This is a genomic window from Streptomyces sp. NPDC102490, from assembly GCF_044765285.1.
In the GTDB taxonomy this organism is placed as follows: Bacteria; Actinomycetota; Actinomycetes; order Streptomycetales; family Streptomycetaceae; genus Streptomyces.
The window spans coordinates 237,693-262,177 of sequence record NZ_JBIWJU010000008.1 but is presented as its reverse complement, the minus strand read 5'-3'; the positions used below and the strand labels follow the sequence as shown (position 1 = coordinate 262,177).

Below are 24,485 nucleotides of genomic sequence, written 5' to 3'. Positions count from 1 at the left end.
CGAGAGGCCGGTGCACTGCGAAGATCCGCGGGCGCGAAGTTCCAGAAGGGGAGTTTCGTGGTCTGCAAGAGGTGTTCCCGGAGCAGAAGCCGATCAACAGGACCTTCATCAACACCTGGCAGGACGAGCGGGTCGTTGACGCCGTCAAGGCGACGGGACGCAAGAAGCTGATCATCGCCGGCCTCTGGACGGAGATCCGCGTGGCCATGCCGGCGATACAGGCGGCGGGGGAGGGGTTCGAGGTCTTCGCCGTCACCGACGCGTCGGGCGGTGTCTCGAGGGAGGCCCACGGCTCCTAGCCACGCCCACCGGAGACGAAGCCTGACGGCACCGCGTCCCTGGGCCGCGCGCACCCTTCGTTCTCACCACGTCCGGCCGGACGCGCTCCAGCGGCCGGGCCGAGGGGCCCATGCGGCGCCATGTCCCTGTCGGGTCGGCGCGGCATGGGCCCCTCGGCCCGGCCGGTCACTCCACCGCTGCTCCGAGCGCTACTTCGAGAGGAAGTCGCGCAGCGCGGTGTTCACCTCGTCGGCGTGGGTCCAGAGCAGGCCGTGCGGCGCTCCCTCGACCTCGACGTAGTCGGCCTCGGGCAGAGCCTTGTGGAAGCGGCGCCCCGTGGCGTCGATCGGCAGGATGTTGTCCTTCGTGCCGTGCAGGATCAGCGCGGGCTTCCCGCTCGCGCGGACCGCCTCGACATCGGCGCGGAAGTCCTCGATCCACGCCGGGACAACGGCGTACGCGGCCACCGGAGCGCTGCGGATCGCGACGTTCCAACTGGCGGCCACGGCCTCCTCGCTGATCCGGGTGCCGAGGTTCTCGTCGAGGTTGTAGAAGTCCGCGTAGAACTGCTTGTACCAGGCGTACCGGTCCGCCTTCGCGGTCGCGGCGATGCCGTCGAAGACCTCCTGCGGCACCCCCTCGGGGTTGTCGTCGCGGGCGACGAGAAACGGCTCGAGCGAGGCGAGGAAGGCGAGCTTGGCGACACGCTCATGACCGTGGCGGCTCACGTACCGGGCGAGTTCCCCGGTGCCCATCGAGAAGCCGACCAGGACGACGTCCCGCAGGTCGAGGGTCTCCAGGACCGTGTCCAGGTCGGCGGCGAAGGTGTCGTAGTCGTAGCCGGAGTTCACCTTCGACGACTGGCCGAAGCCGCGGCGGTCGTAGGTGATGACCCGATAGCCCTGCGCCAGCAGTTCGCGTGTCTGACGTTCCCAGCTGTGTCCGTTCAGCGGATAGCCGTGGATCAGGACGACCGGCTGCCCGGAACCGTGGTCCTCGTAGTAGAGCTCGACCGGCGTGCTGTTCTCCGTGCCGACGGTGATGTAACCCATGATTTCTTTCCCCTCCGGCCGACGAGACGAACGGCGGCCCGTATATCTGTATCTGTGTGAGAACTCGCTGGGTGAGAACTCGTGTTATTGAACGCGGGCCGGGGGCTTCTCCGTTCCGTCTCCGGCCGACGGATCGATGGTGTCCGCGACGGTGACTCGGCCGCCATCGCCGGGATCGGGATCCGGCATGACGCATTCCGGGTCGACGAGGCAGACCTCGTGACCACTCAGCGTCAGCCGGCGTGCGACCTCCAACAGCACGCGCCGTGCCACGTCGTCGATCGAATGGACCCTGGTCAGGTCCAGAGCCACCCTGACCTCCGAAGGTGAAATGGCCATGGCCTCCTGAACAACTTTCTCGGCTCCGGCGAAGCCGATGCCACCTTGCAGTCGCAGGACCCGGAGCGCGTTCGCTCCGCTGCCGACGACATGGAATGCCGGCCTGGGTCGTCCAGTCACCAGCGGCGTCGTAGGCCGCGCCGAGACGCTCGGGGTTTGCTGCCGCCAGCTCTGGAATGTATCCCGCCGGTTCTCCGGACGTGTCCGCCTCCACATCCCTCAGTGCCTCGGCCAGATAGTCCGGAATGATGGGCCGCATTCGTCCTCCATGAACACGTGCGCTGCTCGCGCGGTGAGAATGCAACCGGGAAGGGGGCGGCCCCTCTTACGAGTGCTCGAGAAGTCTTTCCGGAGCGGGTGCGGCGGTCAGCACGCGAAGCCGTTCGACGTCGACGTTGGCGCCGAAGGCGGGGGTTCCGGGTTCGAGCCGGATGCCCGCCGAGAGGTCGCCGATGGTGAGCGGGTCGAATCCGAGGGTGTCGATCAGCGCGGCGACGACGGCGAGATCCTTGGACGAGTCACCGGCGATCGCGATGGCTTTGCGTTCGAGGTCGCCGGCTGGACGAGCCCCGTCCTCGAGGTCGTGGTAGCCCATGTGGTTGAGGGCCTTCACGACATGCGCGCCCGTCAGGAAGCGCTGAACGACTTCGCTCGACGAGGTGTCGGGCGGAAGGATCGCCTCGCGGGGACCATCGACCTCCCACCAGTGGTTCATCGCGTCGACGACCAGCTTTCCCTCCAACTGCGGTACCGGGAGGTCGCGGTGTTTGCCGAGCGGAAGAGCCAGGACCACCACCTCGGCGGCGTCCGCGGCCTGCGCCGGCCACACGGCGGTCGCTCCGGGGGTGAGGATTCTGGCGGTGAGCGCGATCCCGGAGGGGTCACCGGACCCGGAGATCAGGACCCGATACCCGGCGGCGACCGCCAGGCGCGCCAGGACGGTGCCGACCTTCCCGGCTCCCAGGATCCCGAGGGTGGTGACGGGGTTGGTCATCGCGCCGCTCCCGCCGTGGCCGCGGGCCGCTCGGCCAGCAGTTCGCGGATCCGGGGGATGACCCGGGTGCCGTAAAGCTCGACCGAACGCAGACGTGCGGAGGCCGAAACGGTGCCGGCGGCGGAGTAGATCATGTCGAACCGGCCCGCGTCCAGGACCCGGACGGCATGGGCGATCCTGGCCGCGACCGTCTCGACCGAGCCGACGTACAGCGACCCGCGGGACACCTCGGCGTCGAACTCCTCCCGCCGGAGCGGCGGCCAGCCGCGCTGCCTCCCGATCCGGTCGCGGATCTCCTTGTACCCGGGGTAGAACAGCTCCTTGGCCTCGTCGTCGGTGGCGGCGACGAAGCCGGGCGAGTGCGTGCCGACCGGCTGCGCGGTCGTGCCGAACTCGTCACTGGCACGCCGGTACAGATCCACGTACGGAGCGAACCGGTCGGGAGCGCCGCCGATGACGGCGAGCATGAGCCGGAAGCCGTACCGCGCGGTGCGGAGCACGGACTGCGGTGTCCCGCCCACCCCCACCCAGGTGTTGAGGCGTCCCGAATCCGTCTTCGGGTACACGTCCGCCTCGTGCAGGGCGGCACGCGTGGTGCCCTCCCAGGTGACCGGCTTCTCGTCCAGGAGCCGGTGGAAAAGGTCGATCTTCTCCTCGAACAGCACCTCGTAGTCCTTGAGGTCGTACCCGAACAGGGGGAACGACTCGGTGAAGGAACCGCGTCCGAGGATCACCTCGGCGCGGCCGTGGGAGAGCGCGTCGACCGTGGCGAACCGCTGGAACACGCGCACCGGGTCGTCCGAGGACAGCACGGTCACGCCCGACGCGAGCCGGATGCGCTTCGTGGCCGTCGCGATGCCCGCCAGCACCGTCTCAGGGCTGGAGATCGCGTACTCGGGCCGGTGGTGCTCGCCCAACGCGACAACGTCGATACCGACTTGGTCGGCGAGGACCGCTTCGGTCACCGCGGCGCGGATCGCCTGCGCGTGCGAGACGATCACGCCTTGGTCGTTTCGGGGCCGGTCTCCGAAGCTGTCGATACCGAACTCGATTTTCGACACATCCATCGTGTTCACTCGCTCAACGCTTTCGTTGGGTCGGGGTGTGGCGATGCGTGGTTCGTGTCGACCGGGCGGGGCGTCCGTCACCCCCGCCGATCTAGTTGACATGTGAACCATGACACCGTGTGGTTTACATGTCAACTAGATCGAGCCGTGGGGGCCCCGTCCGCGACGACAGCCCCATCGGCGTCGCGCCGTGGGGCTGGAAGGTTGACGGGTCAACCATGCTGGCCTAGGGTCCAGGGGGGAGGTTGACGGGGGTCAGTCCGGCTGCTTCTCCATGTGGTCCAGGACGCGCTGGGAGAGGCGGCCGAGTGTGGTGAGCTGGTTCGGGGTCAGGGCGTCGATGAAGAGGCGGCGGACGTGCTCGACGTGCTGGGGCGCGGCCTCCTCGATCGCCTTGTAGCCGGCCGGGGTGGCGACGATGAATGCGCCGCGACCGTCGTCGGGGCACTCCTCCCTGGCTACGAGCCCGCGTTTCGCCATCCGCGTGACCTGGTGGGACATCCGGCTCTTCTCCCACTCCACGAGCTTGGCCAGATCCAGGAAGCGCATCCGCCCGTTGCCTCTTTCGGTGAGGCTGACGAGCACGGTGTAGTCGGCCGCCGACAGTCCGGAGTCGACGTGGACGCGTCGGGACAGTCGTCCGATGAGTGTCTCCTGCATGCGGATGAAGCTCTCCCAGGCGGCCTTCTGCTCCGGGTCGAGCCAGCGCGGCTGTGCGTCCATGGCGGCAGTCTAGCGAAATCGTTGACAGCTCATCTACCGGCTGCGGCCGCGACGCGCCCCTTTGATCGGCCGCGCGCGGGCCGTGACCAGGTATGTTGATGCATCAACCGTGTCGGGTTAGGGTGATGTCCTGGCTGCCGGGACCCTGCCGAATGGAGCGGGACCGGGCCCCACGAGGAGGACAGATGACGGTCGAAGTGAGCGACGTGCCCGAGGCGAAGCGCTACGAGGCCCGTGTGGACGGAGAGTCCAAGGTGGCGGGCGTCGCGGAATACATCCGTACGACGGAACTCGTGGCGTTCGTGCACACCGAGGTCGGGGCGGAGTACGAGGGCAGGGGCGTCGGGTCGGCGCTGGTACGCACAGCCCTGGACGAGGCGCGGGCCGCGGATCTCCGGGTGCTGGCCACCTGCCCCTTCTTCGCGGGCTGGATCAGCCGGCACCCCGAGTACCAGGACCTGCTGTACCAGTCCCGCAGCCAAGTCAGTGACTGAGAAGCCGAGTACGGGAGCGACGGAGGCGGGCATGAGCGGCGAATCCGAGCGAAGGGCGTACCGGACGGAGTCGATCACGGTGACCTTCGAGGCAGGGCGCTGTCTCCACGCCGCCGCATGCGTCGATGGCCTGCCCGAGGTGTTCGACCCGGCGAAGCGGCCGTGGGTCCAGCCGGACCGGACCACGGCCGAGCGCCTGGCGGAGGTCGTGCGACGCTGCCCCTCGGGCGCCCTCCAGTACGCACTCGTGGACGGCGGGCCGGAAGCCCCCGACCGGCCCACCAGGATCACCCGCGGTGCCACCGGGCAGCTGACCGTGCGCGGGGAGCTGAGTGTGGACACGCCGCACGGTGTGCGTGCCGAGACCAGGGCCATTCTGTGCGGCTGCGGACAGAGCCGCCTCCAGCCGTACTGCGACCACGCGGGGCCCTGCGGCCGGTGACGCTTCCGCAGGAGTCGCCGGTCACCGACCGGCGATCGGACGAGGCGGCCCGGATTCCCGGACGGGGCGGGCGGCGGCCGATGTGACGACCAGACTGTTGAGGAGGCGCTCTCCGTGAGCAACCCGGAAGACGATGCCGAGGCGCTGCGCTGCGGTGCGCTCGTCGAAGGCGACCGGCCGGCCGAGGCCCCCCGGGTCGATGTCCTGTCGGCGCGTGAAGTCCCCCTCGGCGGTCCGCGTGCGATGCGGGTGCGGCGGACGCTGCCCCAGCGGGCGCGCACCCTCATCGGCGCCTGGTGCTTCGCCGACCACTACGGCCCGCACCAGGTCGCCGAGTCGGGCGGCATGACCATGCCCCCGCATCCGCACGCCGGGCTGCAGACGGTGACCTGGCTGTTCAGCGGAGAGGTCGAGCATCGCGACACCCTGGGCACCCACTCCCTGGTCCGGCCCGGCGAGGTGAACCTCATGACCGGCGGGTACGGCATCGCCCACTCGGAGATCTCCACGCCGGACACCCGGGTCATCCACGGCGTCCAGCTGTGGGTCGCGCTGCCCGAGGAACACCGCGACGCCGCCCGGGACTTCCAGCACCACGTGCCCGAACCCGCACAGCTCGACGGGGCGGAGATCCGGGTCTTCCTGGGGTCGCTCGCCGGGCGGACCTCCCCGGTCCGGGTCTTCACGCCACTGCTCGGCGCCGAGATCGTCCTCGAACCCCACGCGGAACTCTCACTCGCCGTGGACGCCGATTTCGAACACGGCCTTCTCGTGGACAGCGGGGACATCCGCCTGACCGACACGGTGCTGCGGCCTGCCGAACTCGGCTACGTCCCCCGCGGCGCGGACACCCTGACGATGGTGAACGAGACCGACGCCCCGGCGCGGGCCATCCTCCTCGGAGGACCGCCCTTCGGGGAGGAGATCGTCATGTGGTGGAACTTCATCGGACGCAGCCACGCGGACATCGTGAAGGCCCGCGAGGACTGGGAAGCGTCCTCCCAACGCTTCGGCGTCATCGAGGACTCTCCCAGTCGCCGCCTCCCCGCACCGGCCCTGCCGAACGCCGTCATCACACCGCGCCGGAACCCACCGACCCGCTGACCCCCGTACGAAAGGCGCACCATGAGCGAGACCTCCTCCTCTCCCACCACCATCGTCGTCGAGCGCGCAGACGCCGATCACCGGTACGAGATCCTGGTCGACGGCCGACGTGCCGGTCTGACCGCCTACCGTGACCTGGGCCGGCAGCGCGTCTTCTTCCACACGGAGGTCGACGAGGCCTTCGCCGGCCAGGGGCTGGCCCCGCAACTCGTCCAGCAGGCACTCGTCGACGTGCGCGCGTCCGGACTGCGGATCGTCCCCGTCTGCCCCTACGTCGCCAAGTTCCTCAAGCGGCACGACGAGTTCGCCGACATCACCGACCCGGTCACCCCTGACATCCTGCGGTGGCTGAAGGCGCAGCTTGACTGAGCAGGCAGCATAAGTGGATGAGACAACTGTCTTGAGACTTGAGGGGGGAGAAAACCGGCGATGCGGAATCTGACCGTGGCTCAGCAGATGGTCGACGTCCTGCGCCAGGCGGGCGTGCAGCGGATCTACGGAGTGGTGGGGGACAGCCTGAACTCGGTGGTCGACGCGGTGCGCCGTACCGACGGCATCGAGTGGGTACATGTACGGAACGAGGAGGCCGCCGCCTTCGCCGCGGCGGCAGAGGCACAGCTGACCGGCAGGCTCGCGGTGTGCGCCGGAAGCTGTGGCCCCGGAAACACGCATCTGATCCAGGGACTGTACGACGCGCACCGCTCCGGAGCGCCCGTGCTGGCCCTCGCCTCGCACATCCCGTCCCACCAGATCGGTACCGGCTTCTTCCAGGAGACGCACCCGGAACGCCTGTTCACCGAGTGCAGCGACTACTGCGAGATGATCGGCACTCCCGAGCAGATGCCCCGGGTGCTGCGGATCGCCATGCAGCGGGCCCTTGGCAACAGCGCCGTGTCCGTCCTGGTCATACCGGGCGACGTCGCGCACGACGAGGCGGCCCACCCGACGGGAAACAGCGACCTGGTCACCGAGCGGGGCCGCGTCGTCGCGCCGGACACCCAGGTTCGGGCGCTGGCCGAGAGGCTGAACGCGGCGCGGAAGGTGATGCTGTTCTGCGGCGCGGGAGTGCGGGACGCGCACGCCGAGGTCATGACGCTCGCCGAGAAGTCCGCCGCCCCCGTCGGGCACACCCTGCGGGGCAAGGAGTGGATCCAGTTCGACAACCCGTACGACGTGGGCATGAGCGGCCTCCTGGGCTACGGCGCCTGCTTCGACGCGATGCACGAGGCCGACCTGGTCGTCCTGCTCGGCACCGACTTCCCGTACAACGACTTCCTGCCGCAGGCGCACACCGTGCAGGTCGACCACGATGCGGGCCGCCTCGGCCGTCGCACCGTGCTGGAACTCGGGGTCCACGGCGATGTCCGGGAGACGCTCCGGGCTGTGCTGCCGCTGGTCGAGGCGAAACGGGACCGTACCTTCCTGGACCGGATGCTGCACAAGCACGCCAAGTCCCTGGAGAGGGTGGTCTCCGCCTACACCCACGACGTCGAACTGCACACCCCGATCCACCCCGAGTACGCGGCCGCGGTCCTGGACGAACTCGCCGACGACGACGCGGTGTTCACCGTGGACACCGGCATGTCCAACGTGTGGGCGGCGCGCTACCTGACCCCCAACGGACGGCGCCGGGTGATCGGCTCGTTCCTGCACGGCACGATGGCCAACGCGCTGCCGCACGCGATCGGCGCGCAGTTCGCCTACCCGGGCCGCCAGGTGATCTCGATGTCGGGCGACGGTGGACTGGGCATGCTGATGGGCGAGTTGCTCACCGTGAAGCTGCACGACCTGCCGGTGAAGACGATCGTCTTCAACAACTCCTCCCTGGGCATGGTCAAGTTGGAGATGCTGGTCGAGGGGCTGCCCGAGCACGAGACCGACCACGAGGCGGTGGACTACGCGGCGATCGCCCGCAGCGCGGGCATCGAGGCGATCCGCATCGAGCACCCCGGGGAGGTCGCCGAAGGACTCAAGCGGGCGCTCGCTCACGACGGACCGTTCCTGGTCGACCTGGTGACCGACGCCAACGCGCTGTCCATCCCGCCGCACATCTCGGCCGCCCAGATCAAGGGTTTCGCCTTCGCAGCCGGCCGCACCGTGCTCGACGGGGGCGTCGGCAAGATGCTCGACCTGGCCCGCGCCAACCTGCGGAACGTCCCACGCCCCTGAGACGGTCACCGGACTTCCCCGTGCCACCGGGGGCGACTGGGCCCCCGGTGGTCGACCCGAGCGCTAGAAGAACCCGAGCTTCCGAGGGCTGTAGGAGCAGAGGATGTTCTTGGTCTGCTGGTAGTGCTCCAGCATCATCTTGTGGTTCTCCCGGCCGATGCCCGACTGCTTGTAGCCGCCGAAGGCGGCGTGCGCCGGGTAGGCGTGGTAGCAGTTCGTCCACACGCGTCCCGCCTGGATCGCGCGGCCGGCGCGGTAGGCGGTGTTCATGTCGCGGGTCCACACACCGGCGCCGAGGCCGTACAGGGTGTCGTTGGCGGTTTTGATCGCGTCGTCGAAGTCGTCGAAGGACGTCACCGACACGACCGGGCCGAAGATCTCCTCCTGGAAGATCCGCATGCGGTTGTGACCCTCGAAGATCGTCGGCTGGACGTAGTAGCCGCCCTTCAACTCCCCGTCGTGCTCGATCCGCTCACCGCCGGTGAGTACCTTGGCGCCCTCCTGGCGGCCGATGTCCAGGTAGGAGAGGATCTTCTCCAACTGGTCGTTGGAGGCCTGCGCGCCGATCATCGTGTCGGTGTCCAGCGGATGGCCCGGCTTGATCAGCTCGGTGCGGGCGACGGCGGCCTCCATGAACTCGGCGTAGCTGCCGCGCTGGACGAGCGCCCGGGACGGGCAGGTGCAGACCTCGCCCTGGTTGAGCGCGAACATCGTGAAGCCCTCGAGTGCCTTGTCGCGGAAGTCGTCGTCCCGCGCCCAGACGTCGTCGAAGAAGATGTTCGGCGACTTGCCGCCCAGCTCCAGCGTGACCGGTTTGATGTTCTCCGAGGCGTACTGCATGATCAGCCGCCCGGTGGTGGTCTCGCCGGTGAACGCCACCTTCGCCACCCGGGGGCTCGACGCCAGCGGTTTGCCCGCCTCCACGCCGAAGCCGTTGACGACGTTCAGGACGCCGGGCGGCAGCAGGTCCGCCACCAGGCTCAGCCAGTAGTGGATCGAGGCCGGGGTCTGCTCCGCGGGCTTCAGGACCACCGCGTTTCCGGCGGCGAGGGCGGGCGCGAGCTTCCAGGCCGCCATCAGGATCGGGAAGTTCCACGGGATGATCTGCGCGACGACTCCCAGGGGCTCGTGGAAGTGGTAGGCCACGGTGTCGTCGTCGACCTCGCCGAGCGAGCCCTCCTGGGCGCGGATCGCGCCCGCGAAGTAGCGGAAGTGGTCGATGGCGAGCGGGATGTCGGCCGCCAGCGTCTCGCGCACCGGCTTGCCGTTCTCCCAGCTCTCGGCGACCGCCAGGCGCTCCAGGTTCGCCTCCATGCGGTCGGCGATCTTCAGCAGGACGTCGGAGCGCTCGGTCACCGACGTACGGCCCCAGCCCGGAGCGGCCTCGTGCGCGGCGTCGAGCGCCAGCTCCACGTCGTCCGCCGTGCCCCGCGCGATCTCGGTGAACGGCAGGCCGTTCACCGGGGACGGGTTCTCGAAGTACTGTCCGCGTGCCGGCGGCACGTACTCACCGCCGATGAAGTGGTCGTAGCGCGACTGATAGGAGACGATCGCGCCCTCGGTGCCGGGCGCCGCGTATCGGGTCATCCTCCGTGCCTCCCTCATCGAGCGCTGCCCGCCGTTGGACAGCTCTGCGCGTGAGGCTAGGAAGCGGGACGTTGCGGGGACGTTGCGCGCGCCGCCCGCCGACGCGTGCTCTTGCGGAGCCGCCGACCGGCGGCCGCTCATCTCGCGTTCGGCGCCGCCAGCTCCGACTCCAGCGCCGCGAGCCGGGAGCGTGTCGCCGCCGTGGGCCGGACCGCCGCGAGCGCGCGCCACACGTCGAGATCGTCCTCCCCCCACGGTGCGTGGGCCCAGTCGGCCAGCAGGTCGGGATCACCGCAGGCGATCAGCGCTGCGCGCAGGCCGTCGGCGAGCCGGCGCCTGAGCCGTACGACCGCCGGGGCCTGGGAGCCGGGCAGCAGCGGACCCGCGTACCTCGTCGCCGCCGCCGTCACCGCCCCGGCCCGCAGCCGGCGTTCGACCACGCCCGCGTCGGAGTCGACGGGCAGCGTGAGCCGGTACGGCCGGGAGGCCAGCCGGCCGGGCCCCAGGATGCCGCGCAGGCGGGCCAGTTCCGCCCGCAGCGTCACCGGCGGCACCGTCTCGTCCTCGTACAGCGCGCACAGCAACTCGTCGCCCGTCAGACCCTCCGGATGGTGGGCCAGCAGCACGACGATCTCACTGTGCCGCCGGCTCAGCCGGACCCTGCGGCCGGCCGCGCTCAGCAGGGCCTCGTCACGGCCCAGCGCGGTCAGCTCGGCCGCCTCCGGACCGGACCGCTCAGGCGTGAGCAGCGCCAGCTGCGACTCCGCGGCACGCGCCACCGCCTGTACGAAGCCCAGACTGTGCGGATGCGCCAGACCGTCCCCGCCCGTGATGTCCACGGCGCCGAGCACCCGACCGGTACGGGGATCGTGCACCGGAGCGGCGGCGCAGGTCCAGGGCTGGACCCGGCGTATGAAGTGCTCGGCCGCGAAGACCTGCACCGGGCGGCCGACGGCCACCGCCGTGCCCGGCGCGTTCGTCCCGACGGCCGACTCCGACCAGCGGGCCCCGGGCACGAAGTTCATCCGGCCCGCCCGGCGCCGGGTGGCCGCGTCCCCCTCGACCCACAGCAGCCTGCCGTGCGCGTCGCACACCGCGAGCAGATGCTCCCCGTCGGAAGCGAACGCCCCCAGCAGCTCCCGGACCAGCGGCATCACCCGGGACAGCGGGTGTTCCGCCCGATAGGCGCCCAGGTCACCGTCCATCAGCTCCACGCTCGCGGTACCGTCCGGGCCCACACCCGCCCGGACCGACCGCCGCCACGACTCCGCCACCACGGCGCGCACGGGCCGCGGCACCGTCCCCCCTTCGGTGAAGGTCTCGTGGGCCCGCCGCAGGGTCCGCGCGCGCTCGGCGGGGTCGGCTCCCGGTTCCAGAGCCAGCCATGAATCAGTCAACTCGGCCTCCCCGGACGGTGTTGCGGTGGGGGACATCGTCACTCCGCTGCCACGCGCGGACAACCACTTCGACCAGCCGGATCACTCGAAGGTGGCGTTCCGAGCGGACCGGGTGCACCGGCCGGGCGAGGGGTCAGGAGATTCGGTCAGGAGAAGTTGACCAGTCTGATGTAGCGGGTCCAGTCCCAGAAGGGCCCCGGGTCCGTGTGGTCGCTGCCGGGCACCTCGTGGTGCGCGATGATGTGCGCGCGGTCCTTGGGAATCCCGTAGGCGGTGCAGATCGCCGCGGTGAGCCGGGCCGACTGCTCGTAGAGGGCGTCGGTGAAGTACTCGGGACGGTCCACCCACCCCTCGTGTTCGATCCCGATGCTGCGGGTGTTGTAGTCCCAGTTGCCCGCGTGCCAGGCGATGTCCGCCTCCCGGACACACTGCGCGACGTGCCCGTCGGAGGACCGGACGACGTAGTGCGCGGACACCTGCCGCTCGGGATCGCGGAAGATGGACAGGGTGTCGGCGTACGTCTCCTGCGTGACGTGGACGACCACGTAGTCGACGGGATAGGAGGTGGGGCGGCTCGACCGGCTGTAGTTCGCCGTGTTCGCCGGCAGCCACTCCGCGGAGGGGTAGTCGACGGCGCGGGCTCGCGCGGTGGCCTGGGTACCGGAGAGCAGGGTGTACGGGACGGTGGCCAGCGCGGCACCCTTGAGGAGCCGCCGCCTGGTCGGAGCGGGTGCTGTCCTTTCCCTTTCCATGGGATTGCCCTTTCGTCGGAGGGGCCCTGGGCCCGGTGGGGGTGGCTGCTCGGCCGTGCGACATGACGGTGCGGCATGGACCGCGGAGCGCAACGCCGAGGCGGACGTCCGACCGCCCCGGGGCGAGGTGCGTCCGCGTGAATCACCGTACGGGGAGCGGGGATTGCGCAGTAGAGCGCCGCGCCGTTCCGTGGACAGCCACCGCCTTGTGGACACCGCGCTCACTCGATCGAGTGAACGGGAGCGACCGGGCGGGCCGTCGGCGAACCCACGGTCGGGCAGCCGTCAGGCCCGCTCCGCCAGGGCGCCCGGGTCGTCCAGGACGGCCCGCACCACGGAGTGCGCGGCGCCGAGCAGCGGTCCCTGCGGACCCAGCTCCGAGACCGCGACCGGGCAGGCGGGGCCGGCCGTGCGCCGGGCCAGTTCCTCACGCAGCGACGGCAGCAGCCAGGGCGCCAGACCGGCCAGGGCACCGCCCAGCACCACACCCTCGGGGTCCAGCAGGTTCACCGCCCCGGTCAGGGCGATACCGAGTGCCGTGCCCGCCTCGCGCAGGGCGCGCCGTACGTCCTCGTCGCCCTCCGCCGCACGTCCGGCGAGCAGCCCGACCCGGTCTTCCCCGGGCTCCACGCCCGCCGCCCGCAGTACCGCCTTCTCGCCGGCGTACTGCTCCAGGCACCCGCGCCCGCCGCAGGCGCACTCGGGCCCGTCGGGATGGACCGGCACATGCCCCAGCTCACCGGCGAATCCGCGGGTACCGCGCAGCAGCCGACCGTCGAACACGACGGCCGCACCGATGCCGATCTCGGCCGAGACGTGCAGGAAGTCCCGGGGAGTGCCGTCACCGAGCCAGAGTTCGGCGAGCGCGCCGAAGTTGGCCTCGTTGTCCACCGTCGGCGGCAGATCCGCGGGCAGCAGCGCGGCGAGATCCGCGTCGTGCCAGTCCAGGTTCGGGGCACGTACCACGGTCCGGCCGTCCCGGGCCACGAGACCCGGCACCGCCACCGCGAGCCCCGCCGGCCACAGTCCCTCGGCCTCGGCCTCCGACACGACCTGCCGCACCAGCCCGGTGAGGTGCGCGAGCACCGGCTCCGGCGAACGGCCTCGATTGCTGCCGTACCGCACGGCACGCGCGCGTACCCGGCCGCGCAGGTCGACCGCGCAGACCGCGAGATGGTCGACGCCGACCTCCGCCCCGATGCCGGCCGGGCCCTGCGCGCTGACGGCGAGCGCGGACCCGGGCCGGCCCACGCGGCCGGGGCGCTCGGGGCCCAGTTCCTCCAGCAGGCCCGCGCGGACGAGTTCGTCCACGAGGGTCGACACCGCCGCTCGCGTCAGCCCGATCCGCGAGGCGACCGCGGCCCGGGACAGGGGGCCCTCGGCGCTGACGGTGTGCATCACCCGCGCGAGATTGCGGCGGCGCATGCCCTGCTGGGTGTCCGGCAGCGCGCGCCCGGGACGGGCCGGGTGGGCTTCGTGCGGCGGTGCGGTCATGCCTCCGTCAGTCCTCGTTCCGTCGTCACTCGATCCGGCCTCCGGCCGCTGGTCGCGGTGCACGCGTGTGCTGCTCGATGCCGGACCCGCCGGGCCGGGTGCCTCCGACACGCCCCGGTCAGCCGCGCCGCCCCTCTGCGGCGTGTCCCGCAACCGTGCGCCGGTGGCCGCCCGCGCGAGCGCGTCCTCAGTGGGAGGCCGCGTCCCGTTCCAGCAGCGGTGCCGCGTCGGAGAGTACCCCGGTGATCCTGTCCAGCGTCGCCTGGTCCCGCTCCACGGCGTCGAGCACTGGCCCCGCGGCCGTGTTCCAGCGCCGGGCGACGGCGGCCGCGTCCTCGCCGGTCAGCAGGCCGGCCGCCTGCGCCGCGGCGCCGAGCGCGACCAGCTCCCTGGCCTCCGGGATCTGGACCGGGCGGCCCGACAGCCGCCGTACCGTCTGCTGCCAGGCCGTACCCCGGGCGCCGCCGCCGATCAGCAGCAGTGGCGCGGACGGGTCCGCGTCGGCGTCCAGGACGAGGTCGAGCGCGCCGAGCAGCGAGTGGACGGCGCCGTCGTACGCGGCCTGGAGCAGCTGGCCGGCGCTCGTGTCGTGCCGCAGCCCGTACAGAAGGCCGGAGGAATGCGGGAGGTTCGGGGTGCGCTCGCCGTCCAGGAAGGGCAGGAGCGTGGCGTCGGTGCCCGGCTCGACGGCTTCCCGGTCCAGGCCCAGCAGGGACGCGACGCGGTCGACGGCGAGCGTGCAGTTGAGGGTGCAGGCCAGCGGAAGCCAGTCGCCGCGCGCGTCGGCGAAGCCCGCCACCGTGCCGGTCGGGTCGGCGGGCCGGCGCTGGGACACGGCGTACACCGTGCCCGACGTGCCGAGGCTCATCACCGGGACTCCGGGGCGCAGTCCGAGGCCCAGCGCGGCGGCCGCGTTGTCGCCGGTGCCGGCGGCGACCAGGGTGCCCTTGGAGAACGGCAGGCCGTGGCCGTCGCGTACCGTGCCGGCCACCTCGCCGGGCCGCACGACCCGGGGCAGCAACGCCGGATCGAGTCCCACGCGCGCGAGGATGTCCTCGTCGTACGCCTCCGTGCCGGACGCCCACCAGCCGGTGCCGGACGCGTCGCCGCGGTCGGTGGTCCCTTCGCCCGTGAGGCGCTCGGTGAGGTAGTCGTGGGGGAGCCGTACGGCCTTCACCGCGCGGGCCGCGTCCGGTTCCCGCTCGGCCAGCCAGGCCCACTTGGTGACCGTGAAGGAGGCGCTGGGGACGCTTCCCGTGCGCTCCGCCCAGGCCTTGGCCCCGCCCAGCTCGTCGATCAGGCGGCGGGCCTGCGGGGCCGAGCGCACGTCGTTCCACAGCAGGGCGGGGCGCACCGGCTCGCCCTGCGCGTCCAGCGTGACCAAGCCGTGCTGCTGCCCGCCGATGGAGACCGCGGCGGCCTCGCGGGCGGCATCGCCGCACTGGGTCAGGGCCTCGCCCAGCGCGTCCCACCACTGGCGGGGATCGCTCTCCCGGCCGGCCCCGGAGGACACGGTGTGGGGCGCCTGGCCACTCGCGACGACCCGGCCGGTGGCCGCGTCGACGACCAGTGCCTTGGTGGACTGGGTGGACGTGTCCACGCCGACGACGAGCGGACCCTCGGCAGCTGACATCGGGTTTCTCCCTCTTCCGCGGGTGCTGGGACCCGGCCTTCACTCCTTCGGGGACACCTTGTCCCTTCCCAGGACCGTGTGTGCATACTAATTTGTAAAGCGCCATGACGAAATAGTCGGCAGCGATTGATCGGCAGCGAGTGAGGAGCCGCGGAATGAACTACCAGCCCACTCCCGAGGACAGGTTCACGTTCGGTTTGTGGACGGTCGGCTGGCAGGGCCGTGACCCGTTCGGTGACGCCACCCGGTCCGCCCTGGACCCGGCGGAGTCCGTGCGGCGTCTGTCGGAGCTCGGCGCGTACGGCGTCACGTTCCACGACGACGACCTGATTCCGTTCGGGTCGAGCGACACCGAGCGAGAGTCGCACATCAAGCGGTTCCGGCAGGCCCTGGACGCGACCGGCATGAAGGTGCCGATGGCGACGACGAACCTGTTCACGCACCCCGTGTTCAAGGACGGCGCCTTCACGGCCAACGACCGGGACGTGCGCCGGTACGCGCTGCGCAAGACGATCCGCAACATCGACCTCGCGGTCGAGCTGGGCGCGAGCGTCTACGTGGCCTGGGGCGGCCGGGAGGGCGCGGAGTCCGGCGCGGCCAAGGACGTGCGGGACGCCCTGGACCGGATGAAGGAGGCCTTCGACCTGCTGGGCGAGTACGTCACCGAGCAGGGCTACGACCTGAAGTTCGCGATCGAGCCGAAGCCGAACGAGCCGCGCGGTGACATCCTGCTCCCGACGGTCGGGCACGCCCTGGCCTTCATCGAGCGTCTCGAGCGGCCGGAGCTGTACGGCGTGAACCCGGAGGTCGGCCACGAGCAGATGGCCGGTCTGAACTTCCCCCACGGAATCGCCCAGGCGCTGTGGGCGGGCAAGCTCTTCCACATCGACCTCAACGGCCAGTCGGGCATCAAGTACGACCAGGACCTGCGGTTCGGCGCGGGAGACCTGCGGGCCGCCTTCTGGCTGGTCGACCTGCTGGAGCGGGCCGGGTACGCGGGTCCGCGGCACTTCGACTTCAAGCCGCCGCGGACCGAGGACTTCGACGGAGTGTGGGCGTCGGCGGCCGGCTGCATGCGCAACTACCTGATGCTCAAGGACCGGGCCGCGGCCTTCCGCGCCGACCCGCAGGTGCAGGAGGCGCTGACCGCGGCCCGGCTCGACGAGCTGGCCCGCCCGACCGCCGAGGACGGTCTGGCCGCGCTGCTGGCCGACAAGAGCGCCTACGACACCTTCGACGTGGACGCGGCCGCCGCGCGCGGCATGGCCTTCGAGCACCTCGACCAGCTCGCCATGGACCACCTCCTCGGCGCCCGCTGATCGATCCGGCCCCCGTGTGCGTGCTCCGGCCCCCTCCCTCGCGGACGGGGCCGGAGCCCGTACGGGACGTCAACAGCGCGGGATCCCCGCGCGCCGGACCGGAGGGCGAAGACACGGCACAGGTCCGGGCCGGGCGGCGCTGGACCGGGCCGGACTCGGTATCAGGGCTCGTCCCCCGTCGCGAGGGCCGCCGACGACAGGGCTGTCGCCGGGTCCTGGCAGGCACCGCCCACCGGGACCCATCGGCCGTGCTCCCTGCGGTACGGCCACCAACGCCCCTCGCGGTCCAGACGGAGCTGGTGCGGTGCGCCGACAACCGTCCACCGGTTGGCCCGCGCCCGCAACGACGGCCGCTCGTCCTCCTCCCACGCCGACTCCAGTGCCGCACGCGCGCGGGCGAGCGTGTCGCCCTCCACCGCCCACTCCTCCTCGAGCACGGACAGGGCGGCCGCACCGCCGAGCCGCCAGGCGCGTACGGCCACGGCCATCGCCTCTCGCGTGCGCCCCGAACCGGCACCGAGACGGTCCAGCGCATCCGGTCCGGGACCCCCCGCGGCCAGGCGCACCGCATCCTGCGCCAAGCTCGGCTCCGCGCCCACGGGCCGTCGGTCGTGCCCGCCGCGCAGGGCCTCGGCGAGCAGGCGGTGGGCCTCCGCCGCCGTCCGGGAGGCCAGGAAGAACAGGCCGGAAGGGGCGACGCCCGGTGGGCAGGCCGCCTCCGTGTCCAGGGACGGCGGAACCCCCGGGCCGTCCCCGAGGCCGGGCGGCGCGGGCAGCGGAGGCAGCAGCTGCCCCGCCGCGTACGCCTCGGCGGCGTCCACCCCCGCCGGCCGGGAAGCGGCCTCCTCCGCGGGTGCCGAGCCGTGGGTCTGGAGGGCCTCCAGTACGGCGTCCTCCGCGCGGCCCCGCATCAGCAGCAGGACGAAGGGGTCCTGGTCCAGCAGCCTGGCCACCTGGTAGCAGAGCGCCGCGGTGTGCCCGCAGTGGTCCCAGGCACCGCAGTCGCACTCCGGTTCCAGGTCGCCCATGCCCGGCAGCAGGTCGATACCGGCCGCCGCGGCGTCCTCCACGAGGTGCGGCGGCATGTCGCGGTCCAGCAGCGCCGCGACATGTCCGGAACGCTCGATCGCCATGTCGACGAAGCGATCCCACTGCGCGTCGGAGAGCCGTTCCAGCAGGACGTCGGCCCGGTGCGCCGTGCGGTCCCGGTCCTGGACGACCGCCGTGATGCGCCCCGGCCGCACCGACACCGCGCCGACCGCTCCTGCGCGCGCGAGCCTGCGCCCCGTCTTCACCTGCGCCGCGTCCATCGCCGCGTCCTCCAGCGACTTCAGCCAGGCGCGGCCCCACCAGGTCTGCGCGAAGCCCCGCCCCTGCGCGGGCGGCAACGCGACGAACGTCCGTTCCGCCTCGTCGTCGTACCGAGTCATCGCGTACCCCCTCGCAGTTCGACCAGGTCGGCCAGTTCCGCGTCCGTCAGTTCGGTGAGCGCCGCGTCGCCCGCGCCCAGAACGGCGTCGGCGAGTTCCCTCTTGCGGTTCAGCAGGGCGGCGATGCGGTCCTCGACGGTCCCCTCCGCGATCAGCCGGTGCACCTGCACGGGGCGGGTCTGACCGATGCGGTAGGCACGGTCGGTGGCCTGTGCCTCGACGGCCGGGTTCCACCAGCGGTCGTAGTGGACGACGTGCTCCGCGCGCGTGAGGTTCAGTCCGGTGCCCGCCGCCTTCAGCGACAGCAGGAAGACCGGGACCTCGCCGTCCTGGAACCGCCGCACCAGCGTCTCCCGCGCGGTGACGGACGTGCCGCCGTGCAGGAACATCGACGACACGCCGCGCGCGGCCAGGTGCTGTTCCAGGAGCCGTGCCATCTGCACGTACTGCGTGAACACCAGCACGCTCGCCTGCTCGGCGAGGATCGTGTCGAGCAGTTCGTCCAGCAGCTCCAGCTTCCCGGAGCGACCGGTGATCTTCGGCCGGTCCTCCTTGAGGAACTGTGCCGGGTGGTTGCAGATCTGCTTGAGGCTCGTCAGCAGCTTCACGATCAGGCCGCGCCGTGCCATGTGGTCGGCCCCGGCGATCTCCGCGAGCGCCTCGCGCACCACCGCCTCGTACAGGCCGGTCTGTTCCGCCGTCAGCGACACGGGATGGTCCGTCTCGGTCTTCGGCGGCAGTTCCGGGGCGATCCCGGGGTCCGACTTGCGGCGCCGCAGCAGGAAGGGCCGCACGAGCCGGGCCAGTCGCTCCGCCGCCGCCGGGTCCTGTCCGCTCTCGACGGCCTGGGCGTAGTGCCGGCGGAAGCTGCCGAGCCGGCCCAGCAGCCCGGGTGTGGTCCAGTCGAGGACGGCCCACAGTTCCGAGAGGTTGTTCTCCACCGGGGTGCCGGTGAGCGCCACGCGCGCGCGGGCGCCGATGGAGCGAAGTCGCCGCGCGGTCTCGGAGTACGGGTTCTTCACGTGCTGCGCCTCGTCCGCCACGACCATGCCCCACGGCACGGCGGAGAGCCGGTCGGTGTCCAGGCGCATGGTGCCGTAGGTGGTCAGCACGAACTCGCCGTCCGCGAGGGAGTCGAGGTCGCGGCGGGTGCCGTGGAAGCGGCGTACGGGCGTGCCGGGCGCGAACCGCTCGATCTCCCGCTGCCAGTTGCCCATCAGGGAGGTCGGGCAGACCACCAGGGTGGGACCCGCGGCGTCCGCGTCCGTCTGCCGGTGCAGATGCAGGGCGATCAGTGTGATGGTCTTCCCGAGCCCCATGTCGTCGGCGAGACAGCAGCCGAGGCCCAACGACGTCATGTGGACCAGCCAGTTGAGGCCTCGGCGCTGGTAGTCGCGCAGCGTGGCCGCCAGGGCGGCGGGCTGTGCCACGGCCTCCTGAGCCTCGGGGTCGGCGAGGCGCTCCCGCAGGGTCACCAGCCACCCCGTGGGACGCACCTCCACGCGGCGCCCGTCGACCTCCGTCGAGCCCGTCAGGGCGGCGGAGAGCGCGTCGACCGGCGTGACCTTGCGGTCCTGCCGGGCACGGGCGCGGTGGGCCTCCTCGGGGGCGACGAGCACCCACTGGTCGCGCAGGCGCACGACGGGGCGGTTGGCCTCGGCGAGCAGGTCGAGCTCCTCGCGCGTGAGGCCCTTGCCGCCCAGGGCGAACGTCCAGTTGAAGGCGAGCAGTGCGTCGGCGGACAGGAACGACGCGCCGGTCTCGGACGGAGCGCTCCGCGGCACCGGAGCGCCGTCGGGGGGTCCCACCTCGGCGTGCTCGGTCAGGCCGCGGGCCAGCTCCCTCGGCCAGTGCACGTCGACTCCGGCGCCGGCGAGCGCACGGGAGCCGGGTCCGAGCAGCTCGGCGACCTCTTCGTCGGTGAGTTCGACCGCGTCCGGTACGGCCGCCGACAGCAGAGGCGTGAGCGAGGGCCAGGCCCGTGCCGCCCGGCGCAGGGCGAGCAGGGCGTCCATCCGCGCGCGCGTGCCGAACGCGGCGCCCACGGTGCCGGCCCACACCTGAGCGGTGTCGGCGACGAGCGCGGGATCACTGACGCTGTGCACCTGGGGCACCGCCCGGAACGTCGGCCGGGCGTCCTGAGGGGCGGCGGCCGACAGGCCCCGCACCTCGATCCGCAGTGACAGCCGTACGCCCATGTCGTGCCCCGCGGCGACGTCCAGGGCCCATTCGCGCAGCTCGGGCGAGAGCCGGGGCTCCCGCGAGGCGTAGGCGGGGCCGGCTGTCAGGAGTTCGGCGGCGGGGGAGCGGGGCAGCGTGTCCGCGACGGCGTCAAGGAAGGAGCGCACCAGGTGTTCCGGCTCGGGCAGGCGCAGGGGACCGGTGGCGTCGTCGACCGGGACCGCGTACGCCTCGGGCGGCATGGCGGCGGCGAGATGGCGGACCCGCTCGGTCTCCTGCGCGTCCAGCGGACCCGCGCGCCAGGCGTCGTGCCCGGCCGCGGACAGGCCGGGCAGCAGCAGCCCGCGCGCCACGAGGTGCAGGGCCTCGACCGCGACCGCTCCCCAGAACACCGACGCCCGATGCCCGTCCGCACGGGCACGCGCGCGCGTGAGCACCGCCAGGGCGGCCCGTACCGGGAGCAGCACCGCCGGCACGCTCACCGCTTCCACCCCGTCGTCGTCGGGCAGTACGACCGTCAGGCTTCCCGCGGTCCCCGTCGGGACGGCGCCGGGTGCTTCGCCGTCGGGCCGCCAGAAGGCGACCGTGCTGGTGCGGGCCGGATCGCCGGGCAGGAAGACGGCGCAGCAGTCGGCGAGTGCGGAGATCTCGGAGGGAGTCGGAAGAGCGTTCTGCGCAGCGATGACGTATTCCTCAAATTTGACTAGCTGGGATGCGGCGGCCGAGTATATGCGATCGGCGATGCCATAGGCTGCGATTACTTTGTGGTATGGCTCACTCTTCAGAGGGGGAGGTTCTTCCGGAGCCCCCGGACTCCGGACTCAGTCGCCGACGGGCTCTCAGGGCTTGTCAGGGTCGGTCCTCAGGGAGTTCTCAGGGTCGCGCCGCGGAACCGCCGGGAGCGCGGGGCCGTTTTCAAGACAGAGAGCGGCAGTGGCCGCGAAGGAGGCGACATCATGTCGAAGAACGCCAAGGTCGCAGCGGGGGGTGTGGCGGTCGGGCTCATTCTGCTGATCTGGCTGCCCTGGTGGGCCGCCCTGCTGATAGTTCTGGGAGTCCCGGCCGCCGCTTACCTCACGCTCGATCCGTCACAGCGGCGCAGGCTGCGCCGTGTCTCCCGCAAGGAGATAGGCCGTTGAGGCGTTAGTGCCGTGTCGTGGCCGGCTCGGTCAGGGCGCAGGAGTTCAGAACGTCGCCGTCCGAGGGCTCACCGACCGTGCGGTCCGCCGGTGGCGGGGTGCCCCGCTCCACCCACCCGGTCAGCGCGTCGAACGCGGACCGGAAGCAGGGGAGGATCGGCCGCAGCCTGTCGGGATACGTGTCGTACAGCCCGTCGACGTGGGTTCCGCCCCGGATCGTGTAATAGCGGTGCAGCCGGCCGCGCCCGCTCGCGTCGATCATCCGTGCGTACACGTCGGAGTCGGCGGCCTGGGGAAGCAGCGCGTCCAGATCGCCGTGCAGGGTGATCAACGGCTTCCCGATGCGTCCGGTCAGGGCCACCCGTGCCACCGCGCGGTGGACGGAGGCAGGGCGTGCCGCGTAGTCGTACGCCGCGTCGGACGGGCACGGCGCCAGTATCTCCGCGGGGGACGACCCGGCGCCGGGCCCGGGACAGTGGGGGTCGTAGGCCGGGTCGAACTCGGCTCGGTAGATCTTCTGCGTCACGCCCCAGTAGGCCTTCTCGTGGTACGGCCACAGAAACTCCGAACCGCGCGCGAACCCCACCGCGTACAGGTCCTCGTCCCGGGCCGTGCCCAGCGTCCGGGCCACCGTCGCCGGAAGGGAGGTGAGCAGTCCGGGGCCGTCCTCGGCCCACAGCGCCCCCTCCCAGTCCACGCCGCCGTCGTAGAGCCCGGGGTGGTTCTCCAACTGCCAGCGGGTGAGATAGCCGCCGTTGGAGATACCGGCGATGTACGTGCGCCGCGGTGCCTGTCCATAGCGCCGGGCGGCGGCCTGCCGGGCGGCCCGGGTGAGCTGGGTGGTCCGTGCGTTCCACTCCGCGACCGCGTCTCCGGGCCGCTTGCCGTCCCGGTAGAAGTCCGTGCCGTTGTTGCCCTTGTCGGTCGCGGCGTACGCGTACCCCTGCGCCAGTACGCGGTCGGAGATCGCCTTGTCCGTGGCGTACTGCTTGCGGGTGCCCGGTGCGCCCGTCACGACGAGGCCGCCGTTCCAGTGGTCCGGCAGCCGGATCACGAACTGGGCGTCGTGCCGCCAGCCGTGCGTGGAGTTGAAGCGCGAGGAGTCAGGGAAATACCCGTCGACCTGGAGGCCGGGAACCCCGGACGGCGTCCTCGTCCCACTCGCCGTCAGCCCGGCCTGGTCCGCGAGGTCGGTGTACGGGGTGCCCGCCAGTCCCGTGGTCGTCAGGTCGGTCAGGCAGGTGCTGCGCTGCACGGCCGCGCCCGGCACCCGCACGTGCTCCCTCCGGGCGCAGTGTGCGCCGGCGTCGGCGGCCGCGGCGGTGGGCGACGGTCCGGTGAGCGTGACGGCGGTCAGGACGGCGGCGAGGAGCGGGACACCACGGGGCAGACGCATCTGGTCCTCCGAGCGACGGGGGAGTGGAGCCGAGGGCTGCCCCATCGTGCGGGTCCGCCACGACCTGCTCCATGGGCTGGAGCCACATGTGCGCAGAGCGGGCCATGGCGGTTGAAGACAGTCGGGGACCTGTGCTTCCCCGGCCCCGAGCGGTGGGACGCCTTCCGTGTCCCGGATCAGCTCGGCCGTACGGCCATCTTGTCGAGGCCCTCCAGGAGTCCGGGCAGCGACGGTCCCCGCCCCACCGGCAAAACCTCACCGGGCTCCTCGTCGAGCAGGACGAACGCAATGTCGTCGGTCCTGGCGACGAGCGACCAGCCGGGGCCGTCCGCACGCAGCGTCCGCGCGTCTCCCGGCGCGAACGAGGACCGGACCCGGCCGAGCGGCGGCGGCGTGTCGATGTAGGCGCGGGCTTCCGCGAGGACCCGCCGGACACCCCCGTGCCGGAAGGTTTCGGCGCCGCTCCGGTCGTCCGCGGCGACGGCCTCGCCCGCGGGGTCGCCACCGGATGCCGGGAACTCCGCGTCGTCGATCTGCTCCCGCCACTGGGCCCATTGCAGGGCGATCTCGTCGGCCCCCAGACGGCGCTGCGCCGGACCCCAGACGCTGGTGTCGGGTGGGCACAGCGCGGGCTGGTCGGTGGACTCGGGGCCCGGGTCGTGCGGCACGGGCACACCGGGTGCCGCCACGGCGACCGCGAGGGGCCAGCCGGGCAGCGCGGTGACGACCGTCCGCTCGTCCGGCGACAGGTCGTACTCCATGCCGCAGTCCCAGGACGCCACGGCGACCGCGACCAGCGAGACGTCGTCGACGACGACGGTCCACCGGGCGCCGTCGCCGTCCTGGCCGAGCACCAGCCCGTAGCCGTCGGCCAGCGGTGGGAGACCGAGCGCGGCGCACGCCTCCGGGTAGTCGTCGCCCAGCACACTCGGAAACTTCGCCGGCGTCAGCAGCACCGCCGTGAGCACATAGAGCGCATCGTCCGCGGCGGCGACGGCGTCCTCGTCCGTCCCGGCCATCCCAGCCTCCCCATCGGTTCGTCCAATGGCGGGCACCCTAGTGTGCCCGGGAAGCCCTTGTCACGACTCCCAGACGCACCCGAGCTGCAGCTTTCCGGTTGGACGGGGGCGAATCGACCACGCGGCACCCGGGGTGCGGCGCTCAGTTCGCGGGCAGCCCGAGGAGTGCGCGGGCCACCTCCCGCGGCGGCTCGTCCCGTTCCCGCGCGAGGGCGATCACGGCTCGGCACGCCAGTTCGTTGACCCCGAACGACAGGGCCTCCGGCGACACGCGGCCCGCCGCCTCGTCGATCCGGTCCTGATCGTCGTCCACACACGCCGAGACGTAGGCGGCCGCGGCCTCGAAGAGATTGTGCGAGCGGGACCCGCCTCCCGCGTTCCCCTCCTCGTTCTGCTCCGTGCGCCGAGCGGTGCGGGATCTGTCCCAAGCCTCGCGGATCCTGCCGAACAAGTGGACCACCCTCCCGTGCGATCG

22 protein-coding genes and 1 pseudogene are annotated in these 24,485 nt (G+C 71.9%); 8 read left to right on the top strand and 15 right to left on the bottom strand.

Going from position 1 to position 24,485, the window contains the following annotated elements; all coding sequences use genetic code 11:
* Positions 1 to 56: 56 nt before the first annotated feature.
* Positions 57 to 290, top strand: a pseudogene (locus tag ACIRGB_RS20290) (isochorismatase family protein); the annotation flags it as partial.
* 198 nt (positions 291 to 488) lie between these two features.
* Here ACIRGB_RS20290 and ACIRGB_RS20285 read toward each other — a convergent pair.
* The 5 genes from ACIRGB_RS20285 to ACIRGB_RS20265 all read right to left on the bottom strand — a co-directional run bounded on the left by ACIRGB_RS20285 (position 489) and on the right by ACIRGB_RS20265 (position 4,454).
* Positions 489 to 1,331, bottom strand: coding sequence for an alpha/beta fold hydrolase (locus ACIRGB_RS20285; protein ID WP_403866621.1), 843 nt, complete (start codon positions 1,329 to 1,331; stop codon positions 489 to 491).
* Positions 1,332 to 1,415: 84 nt separating this feature from the next.
* Entirely contained in the window at positions 1,416 to 1,790 is a 375-nt protein-coding gene (locus ACIRGB_RS20280; protein WP_403866618.1) for an STAS domain-containing protein, read from the bottom strand.
* Positions 1,791 to 1,995: 205 nt separating this feature from the next.
* Complete coding sequence (locus ACIRGB_RS20275) at positions 1,996 to 2,664, bottom strand: NADPH-dependent F420 reductase (RefSeq protein ID WP_403866615.1); 669 nt, start codon at positions 2,662 to 2,664, stop codon at positions 1,996 to 1,998.
* Complete coding sequence (locus ACIRGB_RS20270) at positions 2,661 to 3,731, bottom strand: LLM class flavin-dependent oxidoreductase (protein ID WP_403867175.1); 1,071 nt, start codon at positions 3,729 to 3,731, stop codon at positions 2,661 to 2,663. Before ACIRGB_RS20270 ends, ACIRGB_RS20275 begins: the two co-directional genes overlap by 4 nt.
* Positions 3,732 to 3,986: 255 nt before the next feature.
* Entirely contained in the window at positions 3,987 to 4,454 is a 468-nt protein-coding gene (locus tag ACIRGB_RS20265; RefSeq protein WP_403866612.1) for a MarR family winged helix-turn-helix transcriptional regulator, read from the bottom strand.
* A gap of 185 nt (positions 4,455 to 4,639) precedes the next feature.
* Between ACIRGB_RS20265 and ACIRGB_RS20260 the strand changes: the two genes are divergently transcribed.
* The 5 genes from ACIRGB_RS20260 (at position 4,640) to ACIRGB_RS20240 (ending at position 8,663) form a co-directional block, all read left to right on the top strand.
* Complete coding sequence (locus tag ACIRGB_RS20260; RefSeq protein WP_403866609.1) at positions 4,640 to 4,948, top strand: GNAT family N-acetyltransferase; 309 nt, start codon at positions 4,640 to 4,642, stop codon at positions 4,946 to 4,948.
* A 31-nt stretch (positions 4,949 to 4,979) separates the two neighbouring features.
* Positions 4,980 to 5,390 (top strand): (4Fe-4S)-binding protein, encoded by a 411-nt coding sequence (locus ACIRGB_RS20255; protein WP_403866607.1) that lies wholly within the window; start codon positions 4,980 to 4,982, stop codon positions 5,388 to 5,390.
* A gap of 114 nt (positions 5,391 to 5,504) precedes the next feature.
* Entirely contained in the window at positions 5,505 to 6,494 is a 990-nt protein-coding gene (locus ACIRGB_RS20250; protein WP_403866604.1) for a pirin family protein, read from the top strand.
* 21 nt (positions 6,495 to 6,515) lie between these two features.
* A complete protein-coding gene (locus ACIRGB_RS20245) occupies positions 6,516 to 6,863 on the top strand; it encodes a GNAT family N-acetyltransferase (protein ID WP_403866601.1) in 348 nt (115 codons plus the stop codon).
* A 60-nt stretch (positions 6,864 to 6,923) separates the two neighbouring features.
* Entirely contained in the window at positions 6,924 to 8,663 is a 1,740-nt protein-coding gene (locus tag ACIRGB_RS20240) for a pyruvate dehydrogenase (protein ID WP_403866598.1), read from the top strand.
* A 63-nt stretch (positions 8,664 to 8,726) separates the two neighbouring features.
* Here the strand turns inward: ACIRGB_RS20240 and ACIRGB_RS20235 are convergent, their stop codons facing one another.
* The 5 genes from ACIRGB_RS20235 to xylB all read right to left on the bottom strand — a co-directional run bounded on the left by ACIRGB_RS20235 (position 8,727) and on the right by xylB (position 15,526).
* Complete coding sequence (locus ACIRGB_RS20235; RefSeq protein WP_403866595.1) at positions 8,727 to 10,250, bottom strand: aldehyde dehydrogenase family protein; 1,524 nt, start codon at positions 10,248 to 10,250, stop codon at positions 8,727 to 8,729.
* A gap of 137 nt (positions 10,251 to 10,387) precedes the next feature.
* Positions 10,388 to 11,683, bottom strand: a complete 1,296-nt coding sequence (locus ACIRGB_RS20230; RefSeq protein WP_403866592.1) for a GAF domain-containing protein — start codon at positions 11,681 to 11,683, stop codon at positions 10,388 to 10,390.
* Positions 11,684 to 11,793: 110 nt separating this feature from the next.
* Complete coding sequence (locus tag ACIRGB_RS20225; protein WP_403866589.1) at positions 11,794 to 12,399, bottom strand: N-acetylmuramoyl-L-alanine amidase; 606 nt, start codon at positions 12,397 to 12,399, stop codon at positions 11,794 to 11,796.
* Positions 12,400 to 12,684: 285 nt separating this feature from the next.
* On the bottom strand, positions 12,685 to 13,893 hold the full coding sequence (locus ACIRGB_RS20220) for an ROK family protein (protein WP_403866587.1): 1,209 nt from the start codon (positions 13,891 to 13,893) through the stop codon (positions 12,685 to 12,687).
* 187 nt (positions 13,894 to 14,080) lie between these two features.
* Positions 14,081 to 15,526 (bottom strand): xylulokinase, encoded by a 1,446-nt coding sequence (gene xylB / locus ACIRGB_RS20215; protein ID WP_403866584.1) that lies wholly within the window; start codon positions 15,524 to 15,526, stop codon positions 14,081 to 14,083.
* A 155-nt stretch (positions 15,527 to 15,681) separates the two neighbouring features.
* On the opposite strand from xylB, the gene xylA reads away from it, so the two are divergent.
* The gene (gene xylA / locus ACIRGB_RS20210) at positions 15,682 to 16,845 is read left to right on the top strand and encodes a xylose isomerase (RefSeq protein WP_403866581.1); all 1,164 of its coding nucleotides are present in this window, start codon (positions 15,682 to 15,684) and stop codon (positions 16,843 to 16,845) included.
* 161 nt (positions 16,846 to 17,006) lie between these two features.
* Here xylA and ACIRGB_RS20205 read toward each other — a convergent pair whose 3' ends face one another.
* Positions 17,007 to 18,275, bottom strand: a complete 1,269-nt coding sequence (locus ACIRGB_RS20205; protein ID WP_403866578.1) for an SWF or SNF family helicase — start codon at positions 18,273 to 18,275, stop codon at positions 17,007 to 17,009.
* A complete protein-coding gene (locus ACIRGB_RS20200) occupies positions 18,272 to 21,139 on the bottom strand; it encodes a DEAD/DEAH box helicase (protein WP_403867172.1) in 2,868 nt (955 codons plus the stop codon). The genes ACIRGB_RS20205 and ACIRGB_RS20200 overlap by 4 nt, the downstream gene beginning before the upstream one ends.
* Before the next feature lie 273 nt (positions 21,140 to 21,412).
* Here ACIRGB_RS20200 and ACIRGB_RS20195 point away from each other — a divergent pair, with 273 nt between their 5' ends.
* Positions 21,413 to 21,595, top strand: coding sequence for a hypothetical protein (locus ACIRGB_RS20195; RefSeq protein WP_059297537.1), 183 nt, complete (start codon positions 21,413 to 21,415; stop codon positions 21,593 to 21,595).
* 4 nt (positions 21,596 to 21,599) lie between these two features.
* On the opposite strand, the gene ACIRGB_RS20190 is transcribed toward ACIRGB_RS20195, so the two are convergent.
* The 3 genes from ACIRGB_RS20190 to ACIRGB_RS20180 all read right to left on the bottom strand — a co-directional run bounded on the left by ACIRGB_RS20190 (position 21,600) and on the right by ACIRGB_RS20180 (position 24,461).
* The gene (locus ACIRGB_RS20190) at positions 21,600 to 22,991 is read right to left on the bottom strand and encodes a tannase/feruloyl esterase family alpha/beta hydrolase (RefSeq protein WP_403866575.1); all 1,392 of its coding nucleotides are present in this window, start codon (positions 22,989 to 22,991) and stop codon (positions 21,600 to 21,602) included.
* Positions 22,992 to 23,167: 176 nt separating this feature from the next.
* Positions 23,168 to 24,010: a hypothetical protein gene (locus ACIRGB_RS20185; RefSeq protein WP_403866572.1), complete on the bottom strand. Its 843-nt coding sequence runs from the start codon at positions 24,008 to 24,010 to the stop codon at positions 23,168 to 23,170.
* A gap of 142 nt (positions 24,011 to 24,152) precedes the next feature.
* Positions 24,153 to 24,461, bottom strand: coding sequence for a hypothetical protein (locus tag ACIRGB_RS20180; RefSeq protein ID WP_403866569.1), 309 nt, complete (start codon positions 24,459 to 24,461; stop codon positions 24,153 to 24,155).
* Between the last annotated feature and the right edge of the window lie 24 nt (positions 24,462 to 24,485).